Below are 20835 nucleotides of genomic sequence, written 5' to 3'. Positions count from 1 at the left end.
TTTGTTTGGTGATTAACTAAAATGAATTTAATGGTGGCTTTTGAATAGAATAGAAGTACTATTATTTTAAAAAAATCAAAATTACTTCTCGGAAATAAATTAAAACCTGAAGCGGTCTCATTCAAAAAATATTCTTAACTTTAAAAAGGCTGGGAAGAAACTTCATGGAGGGATTTGAAACTTTTCTTAATCACACATGAAATACTTTATTAATACTTATGGCAGATCCTTTTGGGCTTTATGTATTTTGCTTTTCTCCCTTCAAAACCTGAACGCACAGCAATTTAAATTAAATACCAGGGGAATGATTTTCCCCAACCCGGTAAACTATAAATATAAGCCCGTAGGATTACTTAATTGTGATAGTAGTGTTTTTAATCAGGAGGTAGATTTTTTTTCTTCCCAAATATTTTGCTCTGCAAATTTTTCACAGGCTACTTTCCATGCGCCATGTATTTTTAAAAAAACCGACTTTAAAAGTAAAGTTGATTTTAAAGGATGTGAGTTTCGGTTAGGAGCCAATTTTTGTTTTGTGAAGGCAAAAGCGCCAGTAGATTTCAGTGGAAGCCATTTTTATGGCAATGCCCTTTTTTGGATGTCCGGTTTTTCTGATGAGGTTAATCTTTCGGATGTAGATTTTAGCCACGATGCTTTTTTTATGGGTTCTCATTTTCAAAGTGTCAATTGCCAGAATAGTAATTTCCGGGGTGAAACAGGTTTTGAGGAAATTAGTGTAGATGATTCCCTGGTTTTAAAAAAGGTGAAATTTGCTAAAGAAGTAAGGTTTAATGATGCCAGGTTAGGTTCACATTTTATTCTGGAGGAGATAAGCAGCGACCATGTTTTAAGGTTTACCGGAGCATTTTTACCTGATACTTTGGAAATCAAAAATTGTAAGTTATTACTGCCCATAGATTTTGATTCCTGCTTTCCCAACCCAAATGGAAAGTGTCTGGTTTACTTGGAAAATATAAGCCCTGAAGATTTGTGGATGGATTTTCGGCTTTTTGAGATTTGGTTTCCTTCTCAAAATTTCATGGATTTTATGGAAAGGAAAAAGATATACGAAAAATTTTTAAAATTAGAAGAAAAGCGTAACCGAAAGGAAAGTTTAAATGCCTTGAAAAATCAATACATACAGTTTCTAAGCCGGGAATCCGGGATGGATTATTGAATGAATTAAAACATTTACCTTGTAGTTTGTTTATTTAAAAAAGGCTATAATGCCATCAAGAAAATGTTATAAACTACTATTTGTGTTCCTAAAATGAAAAACCCTGGCTGGTTTATCACTTCAATGGTGTGTTTGGTTTGCTCAGCTTTTAGTTGTTTTTCCCAGGAGAAAAACTGGTTTGTAGGATCTGGTGGGCATGTTGGGTTTATAATTCCTCATGACCAGTCATTAAAAGAAGTCTCCAAAAGTAATCCATGGGGTTTTCAAATAGAAACAGGCCTTATTTTAACTGGAGAAAATGCCTGGGAAAATTGCAATTGCTTTTCAAAAATGGGTTTGGGGTTTTATTATTTTAACTACCAGAATCCGCAGGAATTGGGCAGTTCCTATAACTTAATGTTGTTTGGAGAACCTTATTTAGGGTTTAAGTCCAGGTTTTTCATGACGATAAGAGGAGGCATGGGAATTTCCTATCTCAACCAGGTTTATGATGAAATTTCTAACCCAAATAATCTGTTTTACAGTTCTCCAATAAGTTTTATTCTATTAGCAAATTTGGGATTCAATTTTAAAATAACTCCATCTTTCACCGCTCAGATAGGTGTCAATTACAATCATATCAGTAATGGAGGAGCCCGGCAGCCTAATAAAGGCATGAATTTTCCTACCATATCTGTAGGATTAGAAAAAAATCTCAACGATTTACAATTCCCTGAATATTCCCCTAAGTCAGGGTTGCTTTCAAAACCCTGGCAGCGTTATCTTATTATGGGTGGATCCAGAAGGACTCTTGAAAAGGATTCAATAAATAAGGAAACAGCTCATCTGAATATTGGGCTAGAAGGTGGAGTGATGCGAGCTGTTAGTAATGTAAATGGGATTTCCGGAGGATTTGAGTTTTACTATAATGGAGCCCAGGGAGAACTTTCTGAAAGAAACACAGGAGCATTTAAACCCTTTCTTTTTTCCTTAATGCTGGGACATGCCCTTATTTTTGGACGGTTTTCTTTCACCCAGCAAATAGGTTTTTATGCTTATAAACCCTATGAATTTAATGATAAATCTTTTTTTCAACGGTATGCTGTTTATTATCGGTGGGGGAAATGGTTTAATGTGGGAGTTTCTTTAAAAGCCCATGGTCATGTAGCTGATTTTATGGATGTGAGGGTAGGAGCAAGATGGTGAAAGATCAAATAGCGGTTGTTTTTTCAGTATAAGTATCAAAAAGGAGTATACCTTCATCTTTTTCGCTAAGTTGTGCGATTAATTTGCCCTCTTTATTCCATATAGCAGAATTTCCAGTACTTTCAAAATTATCGCAAAAGCCTGTACAATTGGCCATCAATACAGGTATTTCATACTTTTGGGAAATTTTGGAGAAATGGATTTTGGCTTTTTCCACACCTTTTTTTGATTTCGCTACACTCGCCAGATAAACATTTGCCCCGAGTTTATGAGCTTTTTCCGCATGTTCCTGTTGCAAACTTTCATAGCAAATGGCTGGTGCTATTTTCTGATTGTAAATGGAAATAAGTACTTGTTCTTTCCCTGGTATAAACCAAGGCCATTCATCTTCATGCAACATTTGTTTTGCATAAGATTTTCTGGGTATTTCAGGTTGAAAAACGATCATACTGATAAGAATTCCATCTTTTGAAATTAATGGTAATCCCAATCCGATTGATATTTTATTTGAATCGCTTATTTGTTGGAAAATATCAAGCTTTTCATCATGCAGGGTAGTTGCCAGACTTTTGGCAAGTTTTGGTTCATATCCCGTAAGTGATAGCTCAGGGAAAAAAATAGCACCAGGTTTAAAGGCTAATATCTTTTGAAGAAAAGAAATATGTTTATCAATATTTTTTGAAATATCTCCTTTTTCAGGATGCATTTGTGCCACACAAATTTTCATCGGGTAAGTTTTTTATTTTTGGATTTCTTCGCAGCCATTGGGTTCAACAGTGTAGGATAAATTAATAATTTTCCATCCCTGGCTGGTTTTAAAAAAAGTAAATACATCAATACCGCAATGGGAAAATTTATCATTTACACTGAGTGTATATGGAATCCAGGCTGTGGCAATTTCGTGGTGAATTTTTATGTCATAATCCAATGGTTTCTCCTGAATGATTTGATTGGGATTAAATCGTCCAATGTCTTCCTGAAAGTACCGCATAGAATACTTCACAGAATCCTGTCTCTTTATGACGGACCAGATTTGCACGTTAGTAGCAAAGAGACTCTTAAATAAAACTGTATCCTGTTTTTCCAACGCTTCAAAAAACTGATCCACTTTTTTAATGATTACTTTTTCCTCAGGGTCCTGAGCATTACAATTAAAATAGAGCAGGAAAATAAAGAGGAAGATTATATTTTTCATCTATTTTGGGTAGTTTCATTATAGGTTGCCATGAATTTAAAAAAAATCTACTGGAATCGACACCTCCAATATTAAATGGAGACTTTCAAATATGAAAATAAAATCAGCATCATAAAAAAAGAGGGACTCAAAAATAAAATTGAGGCCCCCTTCTCGGTATTTTATAAGAATTAATATAATGGTGTGCCTTTGTAAACGATTGATTCTTCTGTGCTTACGAATCTTCCCTGAAATGAAATCCTTTCTCCAAAATCACCTGAAATATAAGCTCTGGCATTTCCATCCGACTGAATGGTAATGATGATACTGGCTGGGCCCATTGCAGCTCCCATTACTCTGAATTTTACCGTAATTGGCTGGCCATCTTTGCCTTCATCCACTTCAAATTTTGTTACTCTTCCATCAAGGGTAATTCCTCCAACTCCATTCCATCCTACCAGATGATCAAATCCCAGTTGTACAGTGGAGGTTTCATCCTTCAATCCCACAAAATTGGTAGTAGGGTTCATGTTATAACTCATCCCATATCTGTCAAAAACGGTATGTGTTTCCAGTACAAAGGCCTTATTGTTTACTATTTCAAGTAACCTGGCTTTATTTTCAATTGCCTCTTTTTTCTTTAGCTCCTTGCGTTCCTTTCTGGATAATTTTTTTTGATTTTCATCCGTTTGAGCATTTGCAAATATTCCCACCTGGAATAATAAAATTGCAAAAATTAATAGCTTTTTCATTGTTAATGTGTTTTTAGTTTTTTTTGTACTTTGAATAAATTCACAATACAATGATAACCTGGAAGGATACTCACTTCATTTTATAAGAAGTGAACTGGCAGAAAAGAGGAATAGAGGGGAATTTTTCCAGAAATATCCTTTATTTAAATTGGTCTATTGAGGTTATTTCCAAAAACTGCCGATGTGTACTTTGGACTCATTTCTTTCTTTATTCAAGAAAAAAGTTTCCAATGCAAATTTATTGGAATGAAAGGCTAATTCTTCCCATGGAATTTCATCATAATTAAAAAGCCTGAGTTCAGAACTTTCAGAAGTGGGAGAAAGGTCTATTTTATTTATGGTCGCAATGAAGTGCAGGAAGACCTGGTTTACAGTTGGGAGATTAAATACTGAATGCAGGTGTCGAATGGTAATATCCACATTTGCTTCTTCCTGGGTTTCCCGTTTGGCACCTTCTTCTACAGTTTCACCATTTTCCATATAGCCGCCTGGTAAATTCCAGAAACCAAAGCGGGGTTCAATTGATCTTCGGCAAAGCAGAATTTTATCCTGATAGAGAGGAATACAACCCACAACTATTTTTGGATTTTGATAAAATATTGTATCACAATTGTTGCAAACAAACCGTCTGTTATTATCTCCTTCAGGAATAATAAAAACAATTTGATCGCTTCCACAATTGCTACAAAATTTCAAGTTTTACGAGTTTTGATAGGGTGAATAATTTATTATTAAATCTAATAATTATCCCAGCCACAAAGATAAGTGATTAGAAATGTTTTTATTCTTTGCTATAAAAAGAGCAAAAATTGAAAAATAATTCCAGAATTACAGACAAGGGGTGCTGCCTCCATCCACAGGAAGATTTATTCCATTAATGTAAGCGGCTGCAGGAGAAGCTAAAAATGCCACAGCATTAGCTACTTCTTCTGGTTGGGCAAACCTTTTCGCAGGGAGGCTTTCCTGCATAAAAACTTCGTACTCTTCTACAGGTTTTCCAGCTTTTTCTGCCCTGTTTTTTATCAAATTATCCAGTCTTCCGGTTTTGGTAAGACCAGGGAGTACATTATTAACTGTTATGCCAAATTGCCCTAATTCTGTGGCGAGAGTTTTTGCCCAGCTTGCTACAGCTCCTCTTGTGGTATTAGAAACACCCAAACCAACTATAGGAACTTTCACAGAAGTGGAAATGATATTAATAATTCGACCGTAATTTCCTTTTTTCATTAATGGTACTAGGACTTGCGTCAGATGCTGGTTACAAACTAAATGTGCTGAAAATGCTTTTAAAAAATCCTCAGTATTGGCATCATAAGCACTTCCCGGGGCGGGGCCTCCAGTATTATTTACCAGAATATGAAATGCTGACTGGGATTGGGAGAACTCCTGAATAACATCTTTAACTTCATTAGCCTTAAAAAAATCAGCTACTAAAAAGCTATGTTGCTGACCTTTTGAGCTATCAAGTTCCAGAATAACTTCCTTTAAGGCAATTTCATTTCTTGCCATTAAAGTTACATTCGCTCCAAGGGAAGCCAATGAAATTGCTACAGCTTTCCCAATACCTTGAGTACTGCCGCAAACTAATGCATTTTTGCCGGTTAGGTTAGTATCCATTTTAATAGTTGTTAGACTAAAAAATTAAACCTGAAGGAAAACTTCTCTTTCCTTCAGGTTTGAAAAATTTGAGTAATTAATTATTTGGCTTCAAGAGCTGCTCTTACTGTGGCAACTTCTTCTTTAGAAACTGCATCAGCATCATTTCCAAAACTTGACCTTACAAAGGTAAGTACATCAGATACCTGTTTGTCATTCAGGAAGTTGTGAGGAGGCATTACATTAGAATACATCTCGCCTTTTACTTCAATATCACCGCTTAGCCCGCCTAAAACAATCGTGATTAATTCAGTTTTATCTCCAAGAACGTATTTAGTCTGGGTGAGTGGAGGGTTCATCCCAGCTACTCCGTTTCCATCTTTTTGGTGGCAAACCATGCAATAGGTATTATATACTTTTTCCCCGGCTGCAATTACATCCTCAGCGGTTGGAGCCGCAGGTTTTGGTTCTTCTTTAACAACAGGTGCTTCTTTTTGGGCAGTTTCTTCCTTTTTCCCCTGGCATGACCAGGCCGAAATTATTATACCTGCAATCAGAACAAATAATCCTTTTCTCATTTCTGTAGTAAATAATAGATTAAAATAAAATAAATATAGCTTGAGTAACTAAAGGCTGAGTATTTGAAAACATAAAATATCAACCTCTATCCTACACAATAGTTTGGCAAAAAAAAATATAAATCTTTGATAAACAAATTGAAAGGGAGTTGAATTAATAATTATTCAACTTTTTAATCCTTCAATGCCAGTTTATTTCCGTAATAAATCACTCTCCAAATTTTTCCTTTAGCAGAATCAGAGATAAATAAGGATCCATCCGGGCCTTCTGCAAGGCCTACAGGCCTGAATTTGGCATCGTTGGTAGACATTACAGAATCTACCTGAGTAAAGCCCTCAGCAAATCTTTCCCATTCTTTTTCAGGCTTGCCATCTTTGAAAGGGACAAATGCAACGAAATATCCCTGTTGAGGAAAAGGAGCCCTGTTCCATGAACCATGAAATGCGATAAAGGCACCATTTTTATATTTTTCAGGGAATTGATCACCTGTATAAAAAAGAAGGTCGTTTGGGGCCCAATGACCGGGGAAGGCTAAAATTGGAGGAGTAATCCCTTCACATCTTTCTATCTTTTGTCCATCTCCGCCATATTCAGGAGCAAGTATTTTTTTCTCCTGAAATTGATCGTAATAACAATATGGCCAGCCAAAATCATCTCCATCGGCAATTTTTAGGAACTCTTCTGCAGGAAGTTCGGCACTTTGCTCCTGAGTATAGTATTCTGGGAATAAATGACTGAGTTGATCTCTACCGTGTTGTAAGGCATAGAGCGCGTTATCTTTAAAGTTCCAATCGATGGCTACAGCATTCCTTATCCCTGTTGCGTATCTGTGCCCGTCATCTTTTAAAGTCTGATTAAATTTTTCAGCTTTAAATTGCCAGATACCGGCCTGAAAGTCCAATTGAGAACAAGGGTCATGACCTTTTGAACCAGGTGTTCTGGGAGATTCCTGGCATGCATTGGATGGTGCACCAATAGTTACATACATATTTCCGTTCCCATCGAATGCAATGGGCTTGGAGGCATGGGTTCTTTGAACAATGAAACCAGTAACAATGGTATCTGGTAGTGTGTTTGGTTTTACAATTCCATTTTCCATTTTATATCTGTATACTGCAGAATCGGATGAGCAGTATAAGAAATCTTTATAAATGGCAATACCTGTTCCCCCAAAATCTCCGAAGCCTGAAATTAAATCTAATTTCCCATTCCCGGAAGAATCTTTTAAATAAAGCACACCCTTTTCATCAGCCAATGTTCTCATTTTTACAAAAATATCACCTTGATTATTGATAGCGATATGCCTGGCCCGGCCAATTGAATCAGTTACGGCAATTGCCCCAAAGTTTTCAGGGAGGGTTAGTCCTCCATTATCTGCATCAGCGGCCGGAAATGCATGATCAGCCTTAACGTTTACATTTTCTTGTTTTGAACTGCTACTGTCACAGGAAAATAAGCTAATAGCAAATATGGTAATGGCAATTGAAACAGCGAAAGAGCTTTTGAGATGATTTTTAAATGAGCGTTCCATTTTGAGTGAGATATTAGGATTTTTTTAATGTTTGAATTTAAGGAGATTTAAGTAAAATAGTAATTATTATTCATTGAAGTTGTTCAATGTTTTTAAGATAAAATTAAAATTCGCTTTTTTTTCTTTAATTCAGTATCTGAAAAGAAGGGTAAATGAAATTGAAATTGTTAGGCCTTCCTTTTAGACTTTGATAATCCTTGGAAATGGATATATCCAGACATTTATATATAGGGAAAAAATTAAATTGTAAAATCAGAATGGACCGGAAGAATATGATTATATTAGCCTGAAACTATTGGTTTTGGATTTTTTCTATAAATTGAATTAATAATTTTTTAAACTGAATCGACTTCTTTTACAGGTGTATTTTTTATTTAGGTTTCTTTCCCAAAAGGGAGTTATCTTACTTCAAACACAAGGCGAAAAAGAGAGATTGGAAAATACCAATTGAGACATTTGTTCGTAGTTACATTAACTTTTATTAAAGGCAAAGGGATTACCTGAAAAAAAGACCACTTTGCAATTAAAAAAGGCAGATTTCCGGAATAAGAGGAATGTCTTTAAATTAATGAAAATATGCAGCAGGAAATAGAAATTGCGGAACTTAGGAAACTCACAGAGTTAATCAAAGATAAATACGATTATGACTTTAAGAACTATGCTATGTCTTCATTTAAGCGTAGGATTAAACGCATCGTAGAATTGTACAAATTTAAAACAATAGATTCTTTGATCGATAAATTAGAATCTACACCATCTTTTTTTGAGGAGTTTGTTTCCGAAATCACTGTAAATGTTACAGAGATGTTTAGAGATCCGTCTTTTTGGTCGGTACTCAAAGAACAAATCATTCCAAATATTCTGCTGAATCACAATAAGCTTAATGTATGGCATGCAGGATGTTCATCAGGCGAGGAAGTACTTTCCATGACAATTTTACTAGAGGAAATGGGAGTATTAGATCGTTCAAACATAATTGCAACTGATATTGACACTGCCATAATTGACAGGGCAAAAAAAGGGACTGTGAGCCTTAAGAATATGGAATTAAATTCTTCGAATTATGAAAGGTTTGAAGGGAAATATACCATAGACAAATATTTTCAGGAACAAAATGGTAAAGCTGTTTTTGATCCTAATTTAATGCGGCAGGTATCATTCAGAAAACATGATTTGGTAAAGGGGGTAGTATTTTCAAAGTTCGATTTGATTTTGTGCAGAAATGTAATGATTTACTTTAATCAGACTTTGCAAAACGATGTGTTATATAAATTGCATGAGAGCCTTTTCCGATACGGATACCTGGCTATTGGGTCCAAAGAGTCTTTAATTTGGTGTGATATTGCCAATAAATTTATTGTAGTAAATAATGAAGAAAAGATTTATAAAAAAATAAAAGACTAAAGGAAAAATATCACACAAAAAATCTAAAAACATTTAAATCAAAAGCCGGGTTGGTATCGCAATGACGAGATTCAAATTAAGTACAAAATATAAGGCAATTGCAATAGGAGGATCAGCAGGAAGTTTTCAGCCGATTACGAAGATATTATCGGTTATTCCTAAGGATTTTCCACTGCCAATATTTTTATGCTTGCATCGTTTGAAGCATGTTCGTCATGGATTTGTGGAGGCTTTGTCTATAAAAAGCTTAAAATCAATTCATGAGCCGTTTGATAAGGAATCAATCAAAAGAGAGTTGGTTTATCTAGCTCCTGCAAATTATCATTTGTCCATTGAATTGGGAAATACCATGTCCCTCTCAACAGAAGGATTAATAAATAATTCGAGGCCTGCAATCGATATTACCTTAGAGTCTGCGGCTTATGCCTACAGAGATAAACTAATTGGAATATTAATGTCAGGTGCAAATAAGGATGGAGCGCTTGGCATGCAGAAGATTAAGGATAGGGGAGGTCTGACCATTATTCAAGATCCTGAGGAAAGTATGATTAGTACTATGCCTAATTCTGCATTATCAGTAACGGAGATTGACCATGTGCTAAAAACAGATCAAATAATTGAGTTTTTGTTAGAATTAGACCAAATGCTTAGGTCTGGTTAATAATAAAAATTGATTTCTTAAGTATAAAAAGGGTACTCTTTTGAATTCAGGTTAATACCCCCTGAACTATACGATCACTTTCAAATAATTAACTTAAACAATATTTCAGAATTAGCTGGGCTATTTAATGTATTGATATGCATTGCAAATTAGTCATGCATTAACGGTTATCGAAATTATAAAAAATTATGCAAGGCTAAAAAGTAGCGACATTCTTCTTTCGTAAAACTTACAGTTATGAAATTTATCAATAAGAATATTAATGCTTTCCTCATCTCCCTAATTGTATTATTTGTAGTAGTATCGGGATTTTCGGTGGTGGAACTAATGGGAAACCCGGAAAGAATCTTAAAATCGATAGGGATTATTGAAATTTCAAAAATCAATATTGCCAAAGAAGCTTCAATGCCTGTTTATCTTTTGCTGGGAGCTAATCTTTTTCTCGTATTATTATTACTTTTTTCTTTTTCCTTAAAAGCATTCCATAATGCTAAGGAGAATATAATCTATGTGGAGAAAGAAAGGAAGGATGAAGATTTTGATTCAACCATTGGCCAGGATCAGGGTTCTGTTTTTACTGAAAGGCTACATAGGTTTAAATCTATACTTCACAGTTCGGAAGAAAGACTTAATTATAAGGGAGCATTATCAGAAATATGTAAGGAACTTGATGCTAGTATGGGAGCATTATATCTAAGTACTGAAGAAGACGGAATTAGATATATTGAGTTGGAAGCAGGTTATGCTTACCAAGTTCCTGAAAGTAAAAAACTTAGGTATGAATATGGAGAGGGAATAGCAGGTCAGGTAGCTGGAAGCGGGAAAGATATCGTATTAGATTCGGTGCCAGATGGCTATATCTCTATCATTTCTGGTTTAGGAAATGCCACCCCAAATAATTTGGCAATTCTTCCAATAAAATTAAAAGAACACGTTAAAGGAGTGTTAGAAATCGCATCATTTTCTGAATTTAAGAATGGTGATATAGATTTTTTAAAGCAGGCCATTGAGCTTTTTTTAGAGGAGGAAGAATTATCTGAAGTAGAGGTGGATAATTAATATCAAAAATTTTGACAATCTCGCAGGGAAACTTTATTCAGAAATGTTTAAAAAAATAAAAATAGGCACCAAGATTACCCTACTGTTACTTTCAGTGGTAATCATCTCAATTCTCGCCATTAGTTACCTTTCCTACATCCAGAGTCAGGAGTCGATCCAGAGTAGATATAGGGAGACATTAAGTGTAATCAATTCTTCTAAAAGTGCTGAAATAAGTGGATTATTCAATCAATTAGAAGCTAATCTTGGCATCATTAAGAAATTCAATTTTGGAAATGAATCCCATTTGGAGGATGAGCCTATTGAGGTAGCCATTGATTCTATTCAGCCGAATGCTGAATCTTTTTCTGATAATTCTCTTTCTAACCTTCAGCCTATTTATGAAAACTACGGGTATAAAAATATAATAATTACAGACAATGATGGAGTTGTAACGAATCAATATAACAAGGCATCCAATGATGTTTTTGTAGGGCAAGTTTATAGAAACTTCAACGAAGTAAAATCTGAAGCAAGACATATTTACTATAGCGATCCTTTTATTGGGCTGGATGAAAAGGTTTGTTTATATGTAGCTTCTGAGTTACAAAATGAATTCAACGAATCTACAGGATATGCAATTATTGAGGTAAATGTAAGTGAAAAAATATTTCCTATCCTTCAAGATTATTCAGGTTTGGGTGAATCAGGTGAAATTTTGCTTTGTAAAGTATCTGGTTCCATGGTTAGGTTTATTAGTCCACTGCGAAAGTCGGATGTGGGACTAATGACTACTGTAGTTGATCCTCAGAATAACGATTATTCTATGGCTGCAACTAAAGCGGTAATGAATGATTCAACTGATTTTATTTGGGATATTGATTATAATGATGATAAAACTTTAGCATGTTGGTCCTTCATTCCTAATACCAAATGGGGTATGATTGTAAAAATGGATGAAGAAGAGATAAATAGTGTGCAGGAATCCTTAATATGGACTTTTTTAAGGTCTGGTGGGATAATTTTAATCTTCTCTATTTTTATTTCTTTAATTTTCTCTAAATTTCTAACAAATCCGGTTTTATCTCTAAAAAATAAATTAAAGTTAGTCTCAAAGGGTATACTTCCAGAAGGATCTACTAAATCCTCTAATGATGAAATTGGAGAAATGGCTTTTGCAGTCCAGGATTTAGTATCGTCATTGAAAAATACCGCTGATTTTGCCCATCAAATTGGAGAAGGTAATTATGATGCAGACTTTACTCCAATGAGCGAGGATGACCTTTTAGGAAATGCTCTTGTAACGATGAGTGAAAGTATCAGGGAGTCTGAAAAAAAGGATAAAGAAAGAAATTGGATTGTAGGGGGTATTGCCGAAATAAGTCAATTATTAAGATTACATAATAACCTTGAAGATCTTGGTGATGAGATTACGGGTTATATGGTTGAAAAAATTGGAGCTATCCAAGGAGCATTTTATACCTTAAATGATGAAGATTCCAATAATCCTTTATTTGAAATAAAGTCGAGTTATGCCTATGGTAAAAAGAAATACCTTAAAGCGAGCTTTAAATTTGCAGAGGGATTAGTGGGGCAATGTGCAGCAGAACAAGAGGTGATTTTAAGAACTGAAATTCCCCATGACTATGTAACCATTTCATCTGGGCTACTTGGGGACCAAAGACCTAGTTGCTTATTATTGGTTCCATTGATCACAGATGAAAAGATATATGGAATAATGGAATTTGCCGGATTCGATAAATTCAATAAGACCCAAATATCTTTCGTAGAAGAAATTAGTGTAATTATCGCCAGAACGATTTTCAACATTAAGGTAAATGAGAAGACTGTAAACCTACTTCAGGAATCTCAGAAAATGAGTGAGGAATTACAACTTCAGCAAGAAATTCTTAGACAGAATGCTGAAGAAATGGAAGCTACTCAGGAAGAACTAAAAAGGACTAATCACAGATTAGAAGATCAAATATTAGAAGTAAACCGAAGTCAAAAAAGGCTACAAGTATTACTTGAAAATGCTTCTGAGGTAATAACAATTTATGAAAAAGATGGAGTAGTAAGATATGTTAGCCCTTCAGTTGAACCAATTTTAGGTTACTATGCAGAGGATTTAATAGGCTTTAAAGATATAGAAAATGTTCATCCTAATAGTGTGAAAACATTTGAAGGTATGTTCGAAAAACTATTAAAGTATCCTGATAGAAGTATAACAGTTCAGTATGAATATAAACAGAGTGATGGCGAAACTGTTTGGTTGGAGGCTACAGGAAATAACCTACTTAATGATTCTGCAATTGAGGGAATTGTAATTAATTCTAGGGATATTACGGAAAGAAGAAGGGCCGAGAAAGAGGAACGAATGAGAAGCCAGATGCAGGCACTTTCTGAAAATTCACTAGATTTGATAAAGAGGTTAAATAACAAGGGAATTTTCTTTTACATTAATCCTGTAATTTCTACCCTCACAAAACAAAAACCAGAGTATTATCTATCCAAATCGCTTGAGGAAATTGAAATTGATGGGGGAATAAAAGCGTCCTGGAAAGAAATTTTTGAAGAGGTTCTTGAGAAAAAGGAAAAAGTTTCTATAGAGATGAATTTCCCAATTCTTGACGGAGAAGAGCGAGTGATGCAGGTAAATGCAATTCCTGAATTTGGAGAAAATAATAAGGTAGAGTCAGTATTATTTGTATCTCACGATATCACAGAAAGGAAGAAAACGGAAGTTGAGATTAGAGCAAATAATAAGAAAATTACGGAGAGTATTAATTATGCTAAAAGAATTCAAACTGCAATTTTACCTGACGACAGAATCATAAAGCAGGTATTTGAGGATTCATTTATTTTTTATCAACCAAGAGATGTTGTAAGTGGGGATTTTCCATGGTTTATTCAAAAAGGAGATGATATCTATATAGCAGCAGCTGATTGTACTGGACACGGAGTTCCAGGAGCATTAATATCTCTGATTGGTTATTTTATTCTGAATGATATAATTAATGGGAGGAAGAATCTTTCTGCCGGAGTGGTTTTGGATCGTCTGAATGCTGGTGTTACCAGAACATTGAGACAGGATGATGAGGATGCAACTACAAGAGATGGTATGGATATAGCACTTTTGAGGGTGAACTACAAAGATAATTTCATTGAATATGCGGGAGCCAACAGACCATTATATTTATTTACCAATAACGAATTAGTACAGGTTAAAGGAAATAAGTTCCCAATTGGAGGAGGAAAATATAAAACCAGAACTGAGTTTACCACCCATAGAATGGACATAAGACAAGGGGATGAGTATTATATGTTCTCAGATGGATTCCCAGATCAATTTGGAGGAGAATTAAATAAAAAATTTGGTAACCAAAGAATCAGGGCAATAATTTCCGAAAGAAACCATAAAAATATGGCTGACATTAGAGACCGATTCATCCAAGAATTTAATGATTGGAAAGAAGGTAAAAGACAGACGGATGATGTATTAATGATAGGAATAAAGTTCTGATAAATACAAATTTCAATACATATAAAACAATAATTTTAATTCTTATAAATTATAGTATTAAGAATCCAACCATAAGAGTTAGGTAGCTGAAAAATAACGAGTTATGAAATATATCTATGATTTACACAAGACCATGTTGAAGAAAAACCTGATATTGGTTTACGAGGGTGAGTTTACCCAGGAAATAACTAAATCAGTATTAGCCATGGCAGAAAGAAATATGGATTCTTTTGGCGAAGAATCTGGTATTAAAAGAAAAGTTTTCAATGTTATGGTAGAATGTCTTCAAAACATTTGTAAGCATTCAGAAAGCTTTGATGTGGAGCTTTATGGTAAGAACAATGCCATATTTATGATTGGAAAGCAGGAAGATGAATATTTCATAACCTCAGGAAATGCTATCCTTTCCAATAATGTTGAAAGTATGTCTGAAAAACTTACCAACATTAATAAACTTGATAAGGATGGTCTTAAATCTTTATATAAAGAAATTATCCGAAACGGTTCTCTTTCAGAGAAAGGAGGGGCTGGATTAGGATTTGTAGATATGGCTCGGAAATCAGGTAAAAAATTAGTTTTTGACTTTGAGCCAATAAACCAAGAACTTTCATTCTTTTCATTAAAAACCACTATTCCTAGAATCTAATAAACGCTTAATAATATGAATATTTTAAACTTAGAAGGGACTGAAGATACTCCAAAAATACTTTTAGATAAAGAAAACAAAGTTTTTGAATTATCTGGAAGATCCTTACCGGAGGATTCAGCTGAATTTTTCCAGCCTGTTTTGGATTGGTTGGAGCAGTACAAGGATAATCCTAATGATAATACTCCTTTTTTATTTAAATTAGAATACTTTAATACCGCTTCTTCCAAATTAATTTTAGATATTTTATCTAAACTTGAAGAGGTAGAAGGTGCTAACGTAGTTTGGTACTTTCATGAGGATGATGAAGATATGGAAGAAGCAGGAGAAGAATTCTCTGAATTAGTTGATGTTCCTTTCGATTTTAAAACTTACTAAGGTTTTATAATTTCCCATAGTATAAAAAGTGCTATGGGAAATTCTTCTCTAATCTATAACAAAGCAAACATTTTTTGCTTTTCGTAAACACCTGCACAAAATTAATTTATCAAGCAGGAAAAAAGCTTGCCTCCTAAGAAAGCCTTACTCATTCTTATTCTCCTAAATTTAACTTGCACTTTTTTACTTATCATCAGCAATATTCTTTGCCAACTCCGTTAAGATATTAGTTTTTTTTAATTGAAAATTTTTGAGATATAGTTTCTTATTTAAAAATTTTATCAATCCAGATAAATGAGTGAAGAAATCCTAAAAGCACTAACCCAGTTATTTGCCATAATCTCCAAGCAGGATGGAGGGGTTACAGAGGGTGAAAGAAACTTTGTAATAAAGTATTTTAAGCAGGAATTGGATACAAATACTGTTAAGGAATATATTGCATTGTACGATAAATTTTCAGATTATGGTGTAAAGGAATTAGTTCCTGCAGAGGATGAGGATGGTGGAAAAAAACGAGCTAAAAAGAGGTTGACCAATGTAAAGGATTCTGTGAGGACACTAGGGATTTGTAGGAAAATTAATAAAACCCTAAACCAAAAACAGAAGGTTATTGTATTAAGTAAGCTTCTGGAATTATTAGCAGCAGATAGATCATTTACTCCTCAGAGGATGGAAATTATAAATACTGTATCCACTGTATTTAATGTTCCTACCGATGAATATAAATTAATTGAAAGTTTTGTAATTGAAGAGCACTCATCAAAATTAAATCATGAAGATATCCTGATTTTCGATGATGAGATGCCTCCTGAAGGAAGTAAAATTAAATTTATTGATTCAGGACTTCTTGATGGAGAAATTATTTTTGTTAGGGTTAAAAGTGTTGGTCTTTATTTCACGAAATACACTGGGATTGATGAAATATATCTCAATAGTATGCCAGTGAAAAAAGGCAGTATTTTACAGTTTTCACCTGGAAGTGTATTTAAAACTCCTAAAGGAGCTCCATTATATTACAGTGACCTTGTTTCAAGATACAATAGTGACAAAGAGGCCGATAAAATTTCCTTCAATGTTTATGGACTGGAATTTAAATTTCCAAATGGGGATATCGGTCTTAGAAATGTAAATATTTCAGAAAATACTGGAAAGCTCATTGGAATAATGGGAGCCAGTGGAGCTGGTAAAACTACATTGTTAAACACTTTAGCCGGTTTAGAAAATCCTTCTAAAGGAGAAGTGTTGATAAATGGATTTAATATTTACACCGAAAAAGATAAGATCGAGGGGATTATAGGGTATGTAGCCCAGGATGATTTATTGATAGAAGACCTCACAGTTTACCAAAACCTGTTTTACAACGCGAAGCTTTGTTTCAAAGGTTCTACCAAGGAGGAATTGGACAAGCGTGTAATGGAAGTTTTAGAGAGTCTTGGATTGGATAGAATTAAAGATCTAAAGGTTGGAAATGTATTAAATAAAAAAATAAGTGGTGGGCAAAGAAAAAGATTAAACATTGCTCTCGAATTAATTAGAGAACCAGCTGTTTTGTTTGTAGATGAACCCACATCTGGATTATCGTCCCGGGATTCTGAAAACGTAATTGACCTTTTAAAAGAATTGTCTTTAAAAGGTAAGTTAATATTTGTCGTAATTCACCAGCCATCTTCAGATATATATAAAATGTTTGATAAGATGTTTCTGATGGATACTGGTGGCTATCCAATCTTTTATGGTAATCCAGTAGAGGCAGTTGTTTACTTCAAAAAAGCCTCAGGACAAGTTGACAGTGAGCAGGGGCAGTGCCATACCTGCGGTAATGTTAATCCGGAACAGATTTTCAATATTATTGAAGCCCGTGTGGTGGATGAATATGGAGAATTTACAAACAGGAGAAAGGTTCAGCCAATGGAATGGCACAAATGCTTTCAGGAAGAACATGTTTTGGATAGAAAGGAAGATATAAAAGAAAAACCTCCCAAAACTTTAAAGATCCCAACAAAGCTAAATCAAACAGTGATTTTTGCCATTCGGGATTTTCTGTCTAAGATTAGTAATACCCAATATTTGGCTATTAATTTAGTTGAAGCTCCATTGTTGGCTTTAATATTGGCCCTTATTATTAGATATAAAGGAAGCCATGATATGGAATATATTTATAGGCATAATGATAATATACCTGCCTATATACTAATCTGTATAATTGTTTCCCTTTTTATGGGATTGTCAGTAAGTGCTGAGGAAATTATTAGGGATAGAAAAATTCTTAAAAGAGAGAAGTTTTTGAATTTGAGTAGAAGTAGTTACTTAATTTCCAAACTGATTATCTTATTTTCCCTTTCAGGTATTCAAACCCTGAGTTTCGTTTTGATTGGCAATACGATATTAGAGATTGAGGGGCTAAATATAATGTATTGGCTTGTTTTATTTACGGTTTCTTGCCATGCCAATGTGCTTGGGTTAAATATTTCGTCTGCATTTAATTCTGCGGTTACAGTATATATTCTAATTCCATTATTAATTATTCCTCAATTGGTTTTAAGTGGGGTGATTTTTGACTTTGATAAATTAAATAATGTCATAAGTAAAAGAGGAATGGTTCCTCTAATTGCTGATGGGATGGCTTCCAGATGGTCCTACGAAGCATTGGCTGTGGAGCAATTTAAGGGAAACAAATACCAGAGTGGGATATTTGAATACGAAAAGCAAGAAAGCATCAATAACTTTAAAGCAGCCTACTGGATTCCAAAAATGCAGGAGTTAATTACAGCGACTAATTCTTTGCTTGAGCAAAAAAATGATTCTACAAAAGCTTTAGCTGCAGCTAATCTACAGATTCTCAAATCGGAGTTTTTGAAAGATCCTTACACCATAAATGCTGGAGAAGGAAACCTTGAAGATTTTAAAAATATATCTATTGAAAATTATGATGAATCAGTTTCATCCCGATTATGGTATCATTTGGAAGATTCAAAAGGATTTTATAGCCTTAACTTAGTAAATGCAGGTGAGGCTAAGGATTCTATCCTTTATGTTATGCAGCAAAGGCTTAAAGAAGGAGAAAACCTTAAGGAGCTGATTGATAGGTATTCTAATGATCAGTTGACTAGCCTAATGAAGAATAGTTCGGCCGAAGAAAGGATTGATGTGGAAAATGGAGAAATTATCCAAATTGTTGATCCTGTATACCAGATGCCAAAACTTTCGGAAAATCCACTAAATTATAGGGCACAATTTTTAGCCTCAGAAAAACCATTTTTTGGGAAATATTTTGATACTTATGTTTTCAATTTGGCGGTGATTTGGTTAATGACTTTTATGCTCTACATTTCCTTATATTATGATTGGTTGTCAAAGTTAATTAGGCAATTTAGTAATGTAAGTTCGAGAAGATTTAAAAGAAAATAATAATACTAAGTGATCGTTGATCAAAAACTTTGTTTTCATAGTTTTAAAAATTTTTAATCTATTTAAAGTCTCACTTTAATTTTGAAAAAAATAATCATGAGAAACCTGTATTCAATCATACTATCAATAACACTATTAGTAGGATGTGGGGCAAATAATGCATCAAGCAGCGAAAGCCCTCAGCAATTAGCCGGATCTGTAGATCCTGTACAAGAAGAAGCCTCTGCGGTGGATGACGACATTATAAATGATATCTTGCAATCAATTCCATCTCCATTAGAAATTTCATTGTTAATTAAAGAAGTTGGTTCAGTTTATAATAAAGCCGACCTAAATGATCCTGGCAGGGTTTCAAATTATAATACTAATTTTGATAAAGCCTTAAACCTGGGTATTTATGGAACAGATTTAGGATATTCAAATATTTACAACAAAAATCAGGATGCTCTGAATTATCTAAATTCAGTTCAAAATCTGGCAGAAGGCCTTACAATAGGACAATTCTTTGATTATGCTACTTTAAAGAAATTGGCAGAAAGCGCAGATGAAGATTTAGAGGCTCTTTTAAGAACAACCACTGCAAATTTTGAAAAAATTAATTATCACCTCAGGGAACAAAAAAGGGAATATTTAAGCATTTTGTTGTTGACTGGTGGCTGGATTGAAGCAGTTTACTTAACCACTCTGGTTCACAATAGAACAAAAAATGAGGTCTTAAAAGAAAAGATCGGAGAACAGAAAATTGTACTTGATAGAATTTTACTTGTTCTTGATGTTTATAAAACAAAAAATGGATTTGGTGAATTAATTACTGATTTGAAAAAGCTTCAAAGCATCTATGATCAAATAGAGATTGAAACAGTTTATGGGCAACCCACAATGGTTGAGAAAAACGGTGTACTTGTGGTTGTTGACAACACCAAAAGTGTAATAAAGATTTCTGACCGGGATATTGATAGTATTACCAGTTTATTAAAATCAATTAGGAATAAAATAATCAAGTAACTTTTTAACCGGAAAACAGAAATTATTTATGAAAAAAGTAATTATTGCAGGGATTGTATTGATTACCAGTTTTTTCCTGAATTCGGCCTTTGCACAATGTAATTCAGAGCTTTATGTAAATAAAAGTATGAAATCTTTGGAATCTGGGTTTCAATTTTCAAAAAGTTATAGAATTGATGGTAGAGGAGGTACAAGGAAAAAGGTAGAGTATACCTGTGTATTTAGTAAAGATACAAATTATCAGATTAGAATATCAGGAAAAGATGGAAGTGCTCAGGGTTTAATTGGGACTTTATACGATTCCAAAAGGAACAAAATGGTTTCTAGCTTTTACAATAATAAATTTTTGGAAGGTTGGACCTTTAAATGCAGGGCAACAGGGATTTATTATTTAAGTTTTACATTCCAAAACTCAAAAAGTTATTGTGGCGCTGCTGTCTTGGCGTTCAGACGATAGCAAGAATACTACTTATCTTATTTAAATGTTGAAGAGGGCTAATGGCCCAGTCATGGTCGGAAGAAATTCCGACCATTTTTATTTTTAAAGATTCGTTCCGGGTTACCTCCAGCTAGATAAATCATAATGGCAATAGCAAGTTCTCTTATTTCGGTTTTAAACCTTTTTTTAGCAGTTTTATAACCAATATTATTAGCTTTTTTGTAAATAAGCAGGAGCATGGCAACTATTAGGGTCATATAAATGATGACTTCAATACCATTTTTATTGAGTGATACCAGGTGGCTGACATTGAGTTCTTGTTTGATAAAACGGAAAAACACT

Annotated in this window: 18 protein-coding genes and 1 pseudogene; 11 read left to right on the top strand and 8 right to left on the bottom strand. The window is 34.1% G+C overall.

Annotated elements, in window-relative coordinates; genetic code table 11:
• Nucleotides 1-196: 196 nt before the first annotated feature.
• Together A3EM_RS0108635 and A3EM_RS0108630 are read left to right on the top strand one after the other, a co-directional pair.
• Complete coding sequence (locus tag A3EM_RS0108635) at nucleotides 197-1174, top strand: pentapeptide repeat-containing protein (protein ID WP_020527794.1); 978 nt, start codon at nucleotides 197-199, stop codon at nucleotides 1172-1174.
• Nucleotides 1175-1267: 93 nt separating this feature from the next.
• Nucleotides 1268-2359: an acyloxyacyl hydrolase gene (locus A3EM_RS0108630; RefSeq protein WP_020527793.1), complete on the top strand. Its 1092-nt coding sequence runs from the start codon at nucleotides 1268-1270 to the stop codon at nucleotides 2357-2359.
• Between the two features lie 4 nt (nucleotides 2360-2363).
• Here the strand turns inward: A3EM_RS0108630 and A3EM_RS0108625 are convergent, their stop codons facing one another.
• From A3EM_RS0108625 to A3EM_RS0108590, 7 genes are all read right to left on the bottom strand, one after another.
• Nucleotides 2364-3086 (bottom strand): carbon-nitrogen hydrolase family protein, encoded by a 723-nt coding sequence (locus A3EM_RS0108625; RefSeq protein ID WP_026210184.1) that lies wholly within the window; start codon nucleotides 3084-3086, stop codon nucleotides 2364-2366.
• 12 nt (nucleotides 3087-3098) lie between these two features.
• A complete protein-coding gene (locus A3EM_RS45650; RefSeq protein ID WP_020527791.1) occupies nucleotides 3099-3554 on the bottom strand; it encodes a hypothetical protein in 456 nt (151 codons plus the stop codon).
• Between the two features lie 170 nt (nucleotides 3555-3724).
• Nucleotides 3725-4285: a DUF4251 domain-containing protein gene (locus A3EM_RS0108610; protein WP_020527789.1), complete on the bottom strand. Its 561-nt coding sequence runs from the start codon at nucleotides 4283-4285 to the stop codon at nucleotides 3725-3727.
• Between the two features lie 162 nt (nucleotides 4286-4447).
• Nucleotides 4448-4981: an NUDIX hydrolase gene (locus A3EM_RS0108605; RefSeq protein WP_020527788.1), complete on the bottom strand. Its 534-nt coding sequence runs from the start codon at nucleotides 4979-4981 to the stop codon at nucleotides 4448-4450.
• Between the two features lie 132 nt (nucleotides 4982-5113).
• The gene (locus tag A3EM_RS0108600; RefSeq protein ID WP_020527787.1) at nucleotides 5114-5902 is read right to left on the bottom strand and encodes an SDR family oxidoreductase; all 789 of its coding nucleotides are present in this window, start codon (nucleotides 5900-5902) and stop codon (nucleotides 5114-5116) included.
• An 80-nt stretch (nucleotides 5903-5982) separates the two neighbouring features.
• Complete coding sequence (locus A3EM_RS0108595; protein WP_020527786.1) at nucleotides 5983-6459, bottom strand: c-type cytochrome; 477 nt, start codon at nucleotides 6457-6459, stop codon at nucleotides 5983-5985.
• Between the two features lie 173 nt (nucleotides 6460-6632).
• Nucleotides 6633-7991 carry a PQQ-dependent sugar dehydrogenase gene (locus A3EM_RS0108590; protein ID WP_020527785.1) on the bottom strand — a complete coding sequence of 453 codons (1359 nt, stop codon included), beginning with the start codon at nucleotides 7989-7991 and terminating at the stop codon, nucleotides 6633-6635.
• 576 nt (nucleotides 7992-8567) lie between these two features.
• Here A3EM_RS0108590 and A3EM_RS0108580 point away from each other — a divergent pair.
• From A3EM_RS0108580 to A3EM_RS0108540, 9 genes are all read left to right on the top strand, one after another.
• Nucleotides 8568-9395 carry a CheR family methyltransferase gene (locus A3EM_RS0108580; protein ID WP_020527783.1) on the top strand — a complete coding sequence of 276 codons (828 nt, stop codon included), beginning with the start codon at nucleotides 8568-8570 and terminating at the stop codon, nucleotides 9393-9395.
• A gap of 61 nt (nucleotides 9396-9456) precedes the next feature.
• A complete protein-coding gene (locus tag A3EM_RS0108575; RefSeq protein WP_020527782.1) occupies nucleotides 9457-10056 on the top strand; it encodes a chemotaxis protein CheB in 600 nt (199 codons plus the stop codon).
• Nucleotides 10057-10293: 237 nt separating this feature from the next.
• Nucleotides 10294-11115 carry a GAF domain-containing protein gene (locus A3EM_RS0108570; protein WP_020527781.1) on the top strand — a complete coding sequence of 274 codons (822 nt, stop codon included), beginning with the start codon at nucleotides 10294-10296 and terminating at the stop codon, nucleotides 11113-11115.
• Between the two features lie 43 nt (nucleotides 11116-11158).
• Nucleotides 11159-14617 carry a PAS domain S-box protein gene (locus tag A3EM_RS0108565; RefSeq protein WP_020527780.1) on the top strand — a complete coding sequence of 1153 codons (3459 nt, stop codon included), beginning with the start codon at nucleotides 11159-11161 and terminating at the stop codon, nucleotides 14615-14617.
• Nucleotides 14618-14720: 103 nt separating this feature from the next.
• The gene (locus A3EM_RS0108560; RefSeq protein ID WP_026210183.1) at nucleotides 14721-15263 is read left to right on the top strand and encodes a SiaB family protein kinase; all 543 of its coding nucleotides are present in this window, start codon (nucleotides 14721-14723) and stop codon (nucleotides 15261-15263) included.
• 15 nt (nucleotides 15264-15278) lie between these two features.
• Nucleotides 15279-15641: a DUF1987 domain-containing protein gene (locus A3EM_RS0108555; protein ID WP_020527778.1), complete on the top strand. Its 363-nt coding sequence runs from the start codon at nucleotides 15279-15281 to the stop codon at nucleotides 15639-15641.
• A gap of 294 nt (nucleotides 15642-15935) precedes the next feature.
• A complete protein-coding gene (locus A3EM_RS0108550) occupies nucleotides 15936-19049 on the top strand; it encodes an ATP-binding cassette domain-containing protein (RefSeq protein WP_020527777.1) in 3114 nt (1037 codons plus the stop codon).
• A gap of 81 nt (nucleotides 19050-19130) precedes the next feature.
• A complete protein-coding gene (locus A3EM_RS0108545) occupies nucleotides 19131-20054 on the top strand; it encodes a hypothetical protein (RefSeq protein ID WP_157637790.1) in 924 nt (307 codons plus the stop codon).
• 28 nt (nucleotides 20055-20082) lie between these two features.
• Nucleotides 20083-20511: a hypothetical protein gene (locus tag A3EM_RS0108540; protein ID WP_020527775.1), complete on the top strand. Its 429-nt coding sequence runs from the start codon at nucleotides 20083-20085 to the stop codon at nucleotides 20509-20511.
• Between the two features lie 50 nt (nucleotides 20512-20561).
• Here the strand turns inward: A3EM_RS0108540 and A3EM_RS41890 are convergent.
• Nucleotides 20562-20835, bottom strand: a pseudogene (locus A3EM_RS41890) (hypothetical protein); the annotation flags it as partial.

The sequence above is a fragment of the Flexithrix dorotheae DSM 6795 genome, from assembly GCF_000379765.1.
In the GTDB taxonomy this organism is placed as follows: domain Bacteria; phylum Bacteroidota; class Bacteroidia; order Cytophagales; family Flammeovirgaceae; genus Flexithrix; species Flexithrix dorotheae.
This window is presented reverse-complemented; position numbering and strand designations above follow the sequence as displayed.

Excerpts from the sequence above, each read along its gene's own strand:
- A3EM_RS0108540 (WP_020527775.1), top strand. The coding sequence starts at position 20,083 with ATGAAAAAAGTAATTATTGCAGGGATTGTATTGATTACCAGTTTTTTC.
- A3EM_RS0108580 (WP_020527783.1), top strand. The coding sequence starts at position 8,568 with ATGCAGCAGGAAATAGAAATTGCGGAACTTAGGAAACTCACAGAGTTA.
- A3EM_RS0108560 (WP_026210183.1), top strand. The coding sequence starts at position 14,721 with ATGAAATATATCTATGATTTACACAAGACCATGTTGAAGAAAAACCTG.
- A3EM_RS0108550 (WP_020527777.1), top strand. The coding sequence starts at position 15,936 with ATGAGTGAAGAAATCCTAAAAGCACTAACCCAGTTATTTGCCATAATC.
- A3EM_RS0108635 (WP_020527794.1), top strand. The coding sequence starts at position 197 with ATGAAATACTTTATTAATACTTATGGCAGATCCTTTTGGGCTTTATGT.
- A3EM_RS0108625 (WP_026210184.1), bottom strand. The coding sequence starts at position 3,086 with ATGAAAATTTGTGTGGCACAAATGCATCCTGAAAAAGGAGATATTTCA.
- A3EM_RS0108600 (WP_020527787.1), bottom strand. The coding sequence starts at position 5,902 with ATGGATACTAACCTAACCGGCAAAAATGCATTAGTTTGCGGCAGTACT.
- A3EM_RS0108565 (WP_020527780.1), top strand. The coding sequence starts at position 11,159 with ATGTTTAAAAAAATAAAAATAGGCACCAAGATTACCCTACTGTTACTT.
- A3EM_RS0108630 (WP_020527793.1), top strand. The coding sequence starts at position 1,268 with ATGAAAAACCCTGGCTGGTTTATCACTTCAATGGTGTGTTTGGTTTGC.
- A3EM_RS0108595 (WP_020527786.1), bottom strand. The coding sequence starts at position 6,459 with ATGAGAAAAGGATTATTTGTTCTGATTGCAGGTATAATAATTTCGGCC.
- A3EM_RS0108570 (WP_020527781.1), top strand. The coding sequence starts at position 10,294 with ATGAAATTTATCAATAAGAATATTAATGCTTTCCTCATCTCCCTAATT.
- A3EM_RS45650 (WP_020527791.1), bottom strand. The coding sequence starts at position 3,554 with ATGAAAAATATAATCTTCCTCTTTATTTTCCTGCTCTATTTTAATTGT.
- A3EM_RS0108575 (WP_020527782.1), top strand. The coding sequence starts at position 9,457 with ATGACGAGATTCAAATTAAGTACAAAATATAAGGCAATTGCAATAGGA.
- A3EM_RS0108590 (WP_020527785.1), bottom strand. The coding sequence starts at position 7,991 with ATGGAACGCTCATTTAAAAATCATCTCAAAAGCTCTTTCGCTGTTTCA.
- A3EM_RS0108555 (WP_020527778.1), top strand. The coding sequence starts at position 15,279 with ATGAATATTTTAAACTTAGAAGGGACTGAAGATACTCCAAAAATACTT.
- A3EM_RS0108610 (WP_020527789.1), bottom strand. The coding sequence starts at position 4,285 with ATGAAAAAGCTATTAATTTTTGCAATTTTATTATTCCAGGTGGGAATA.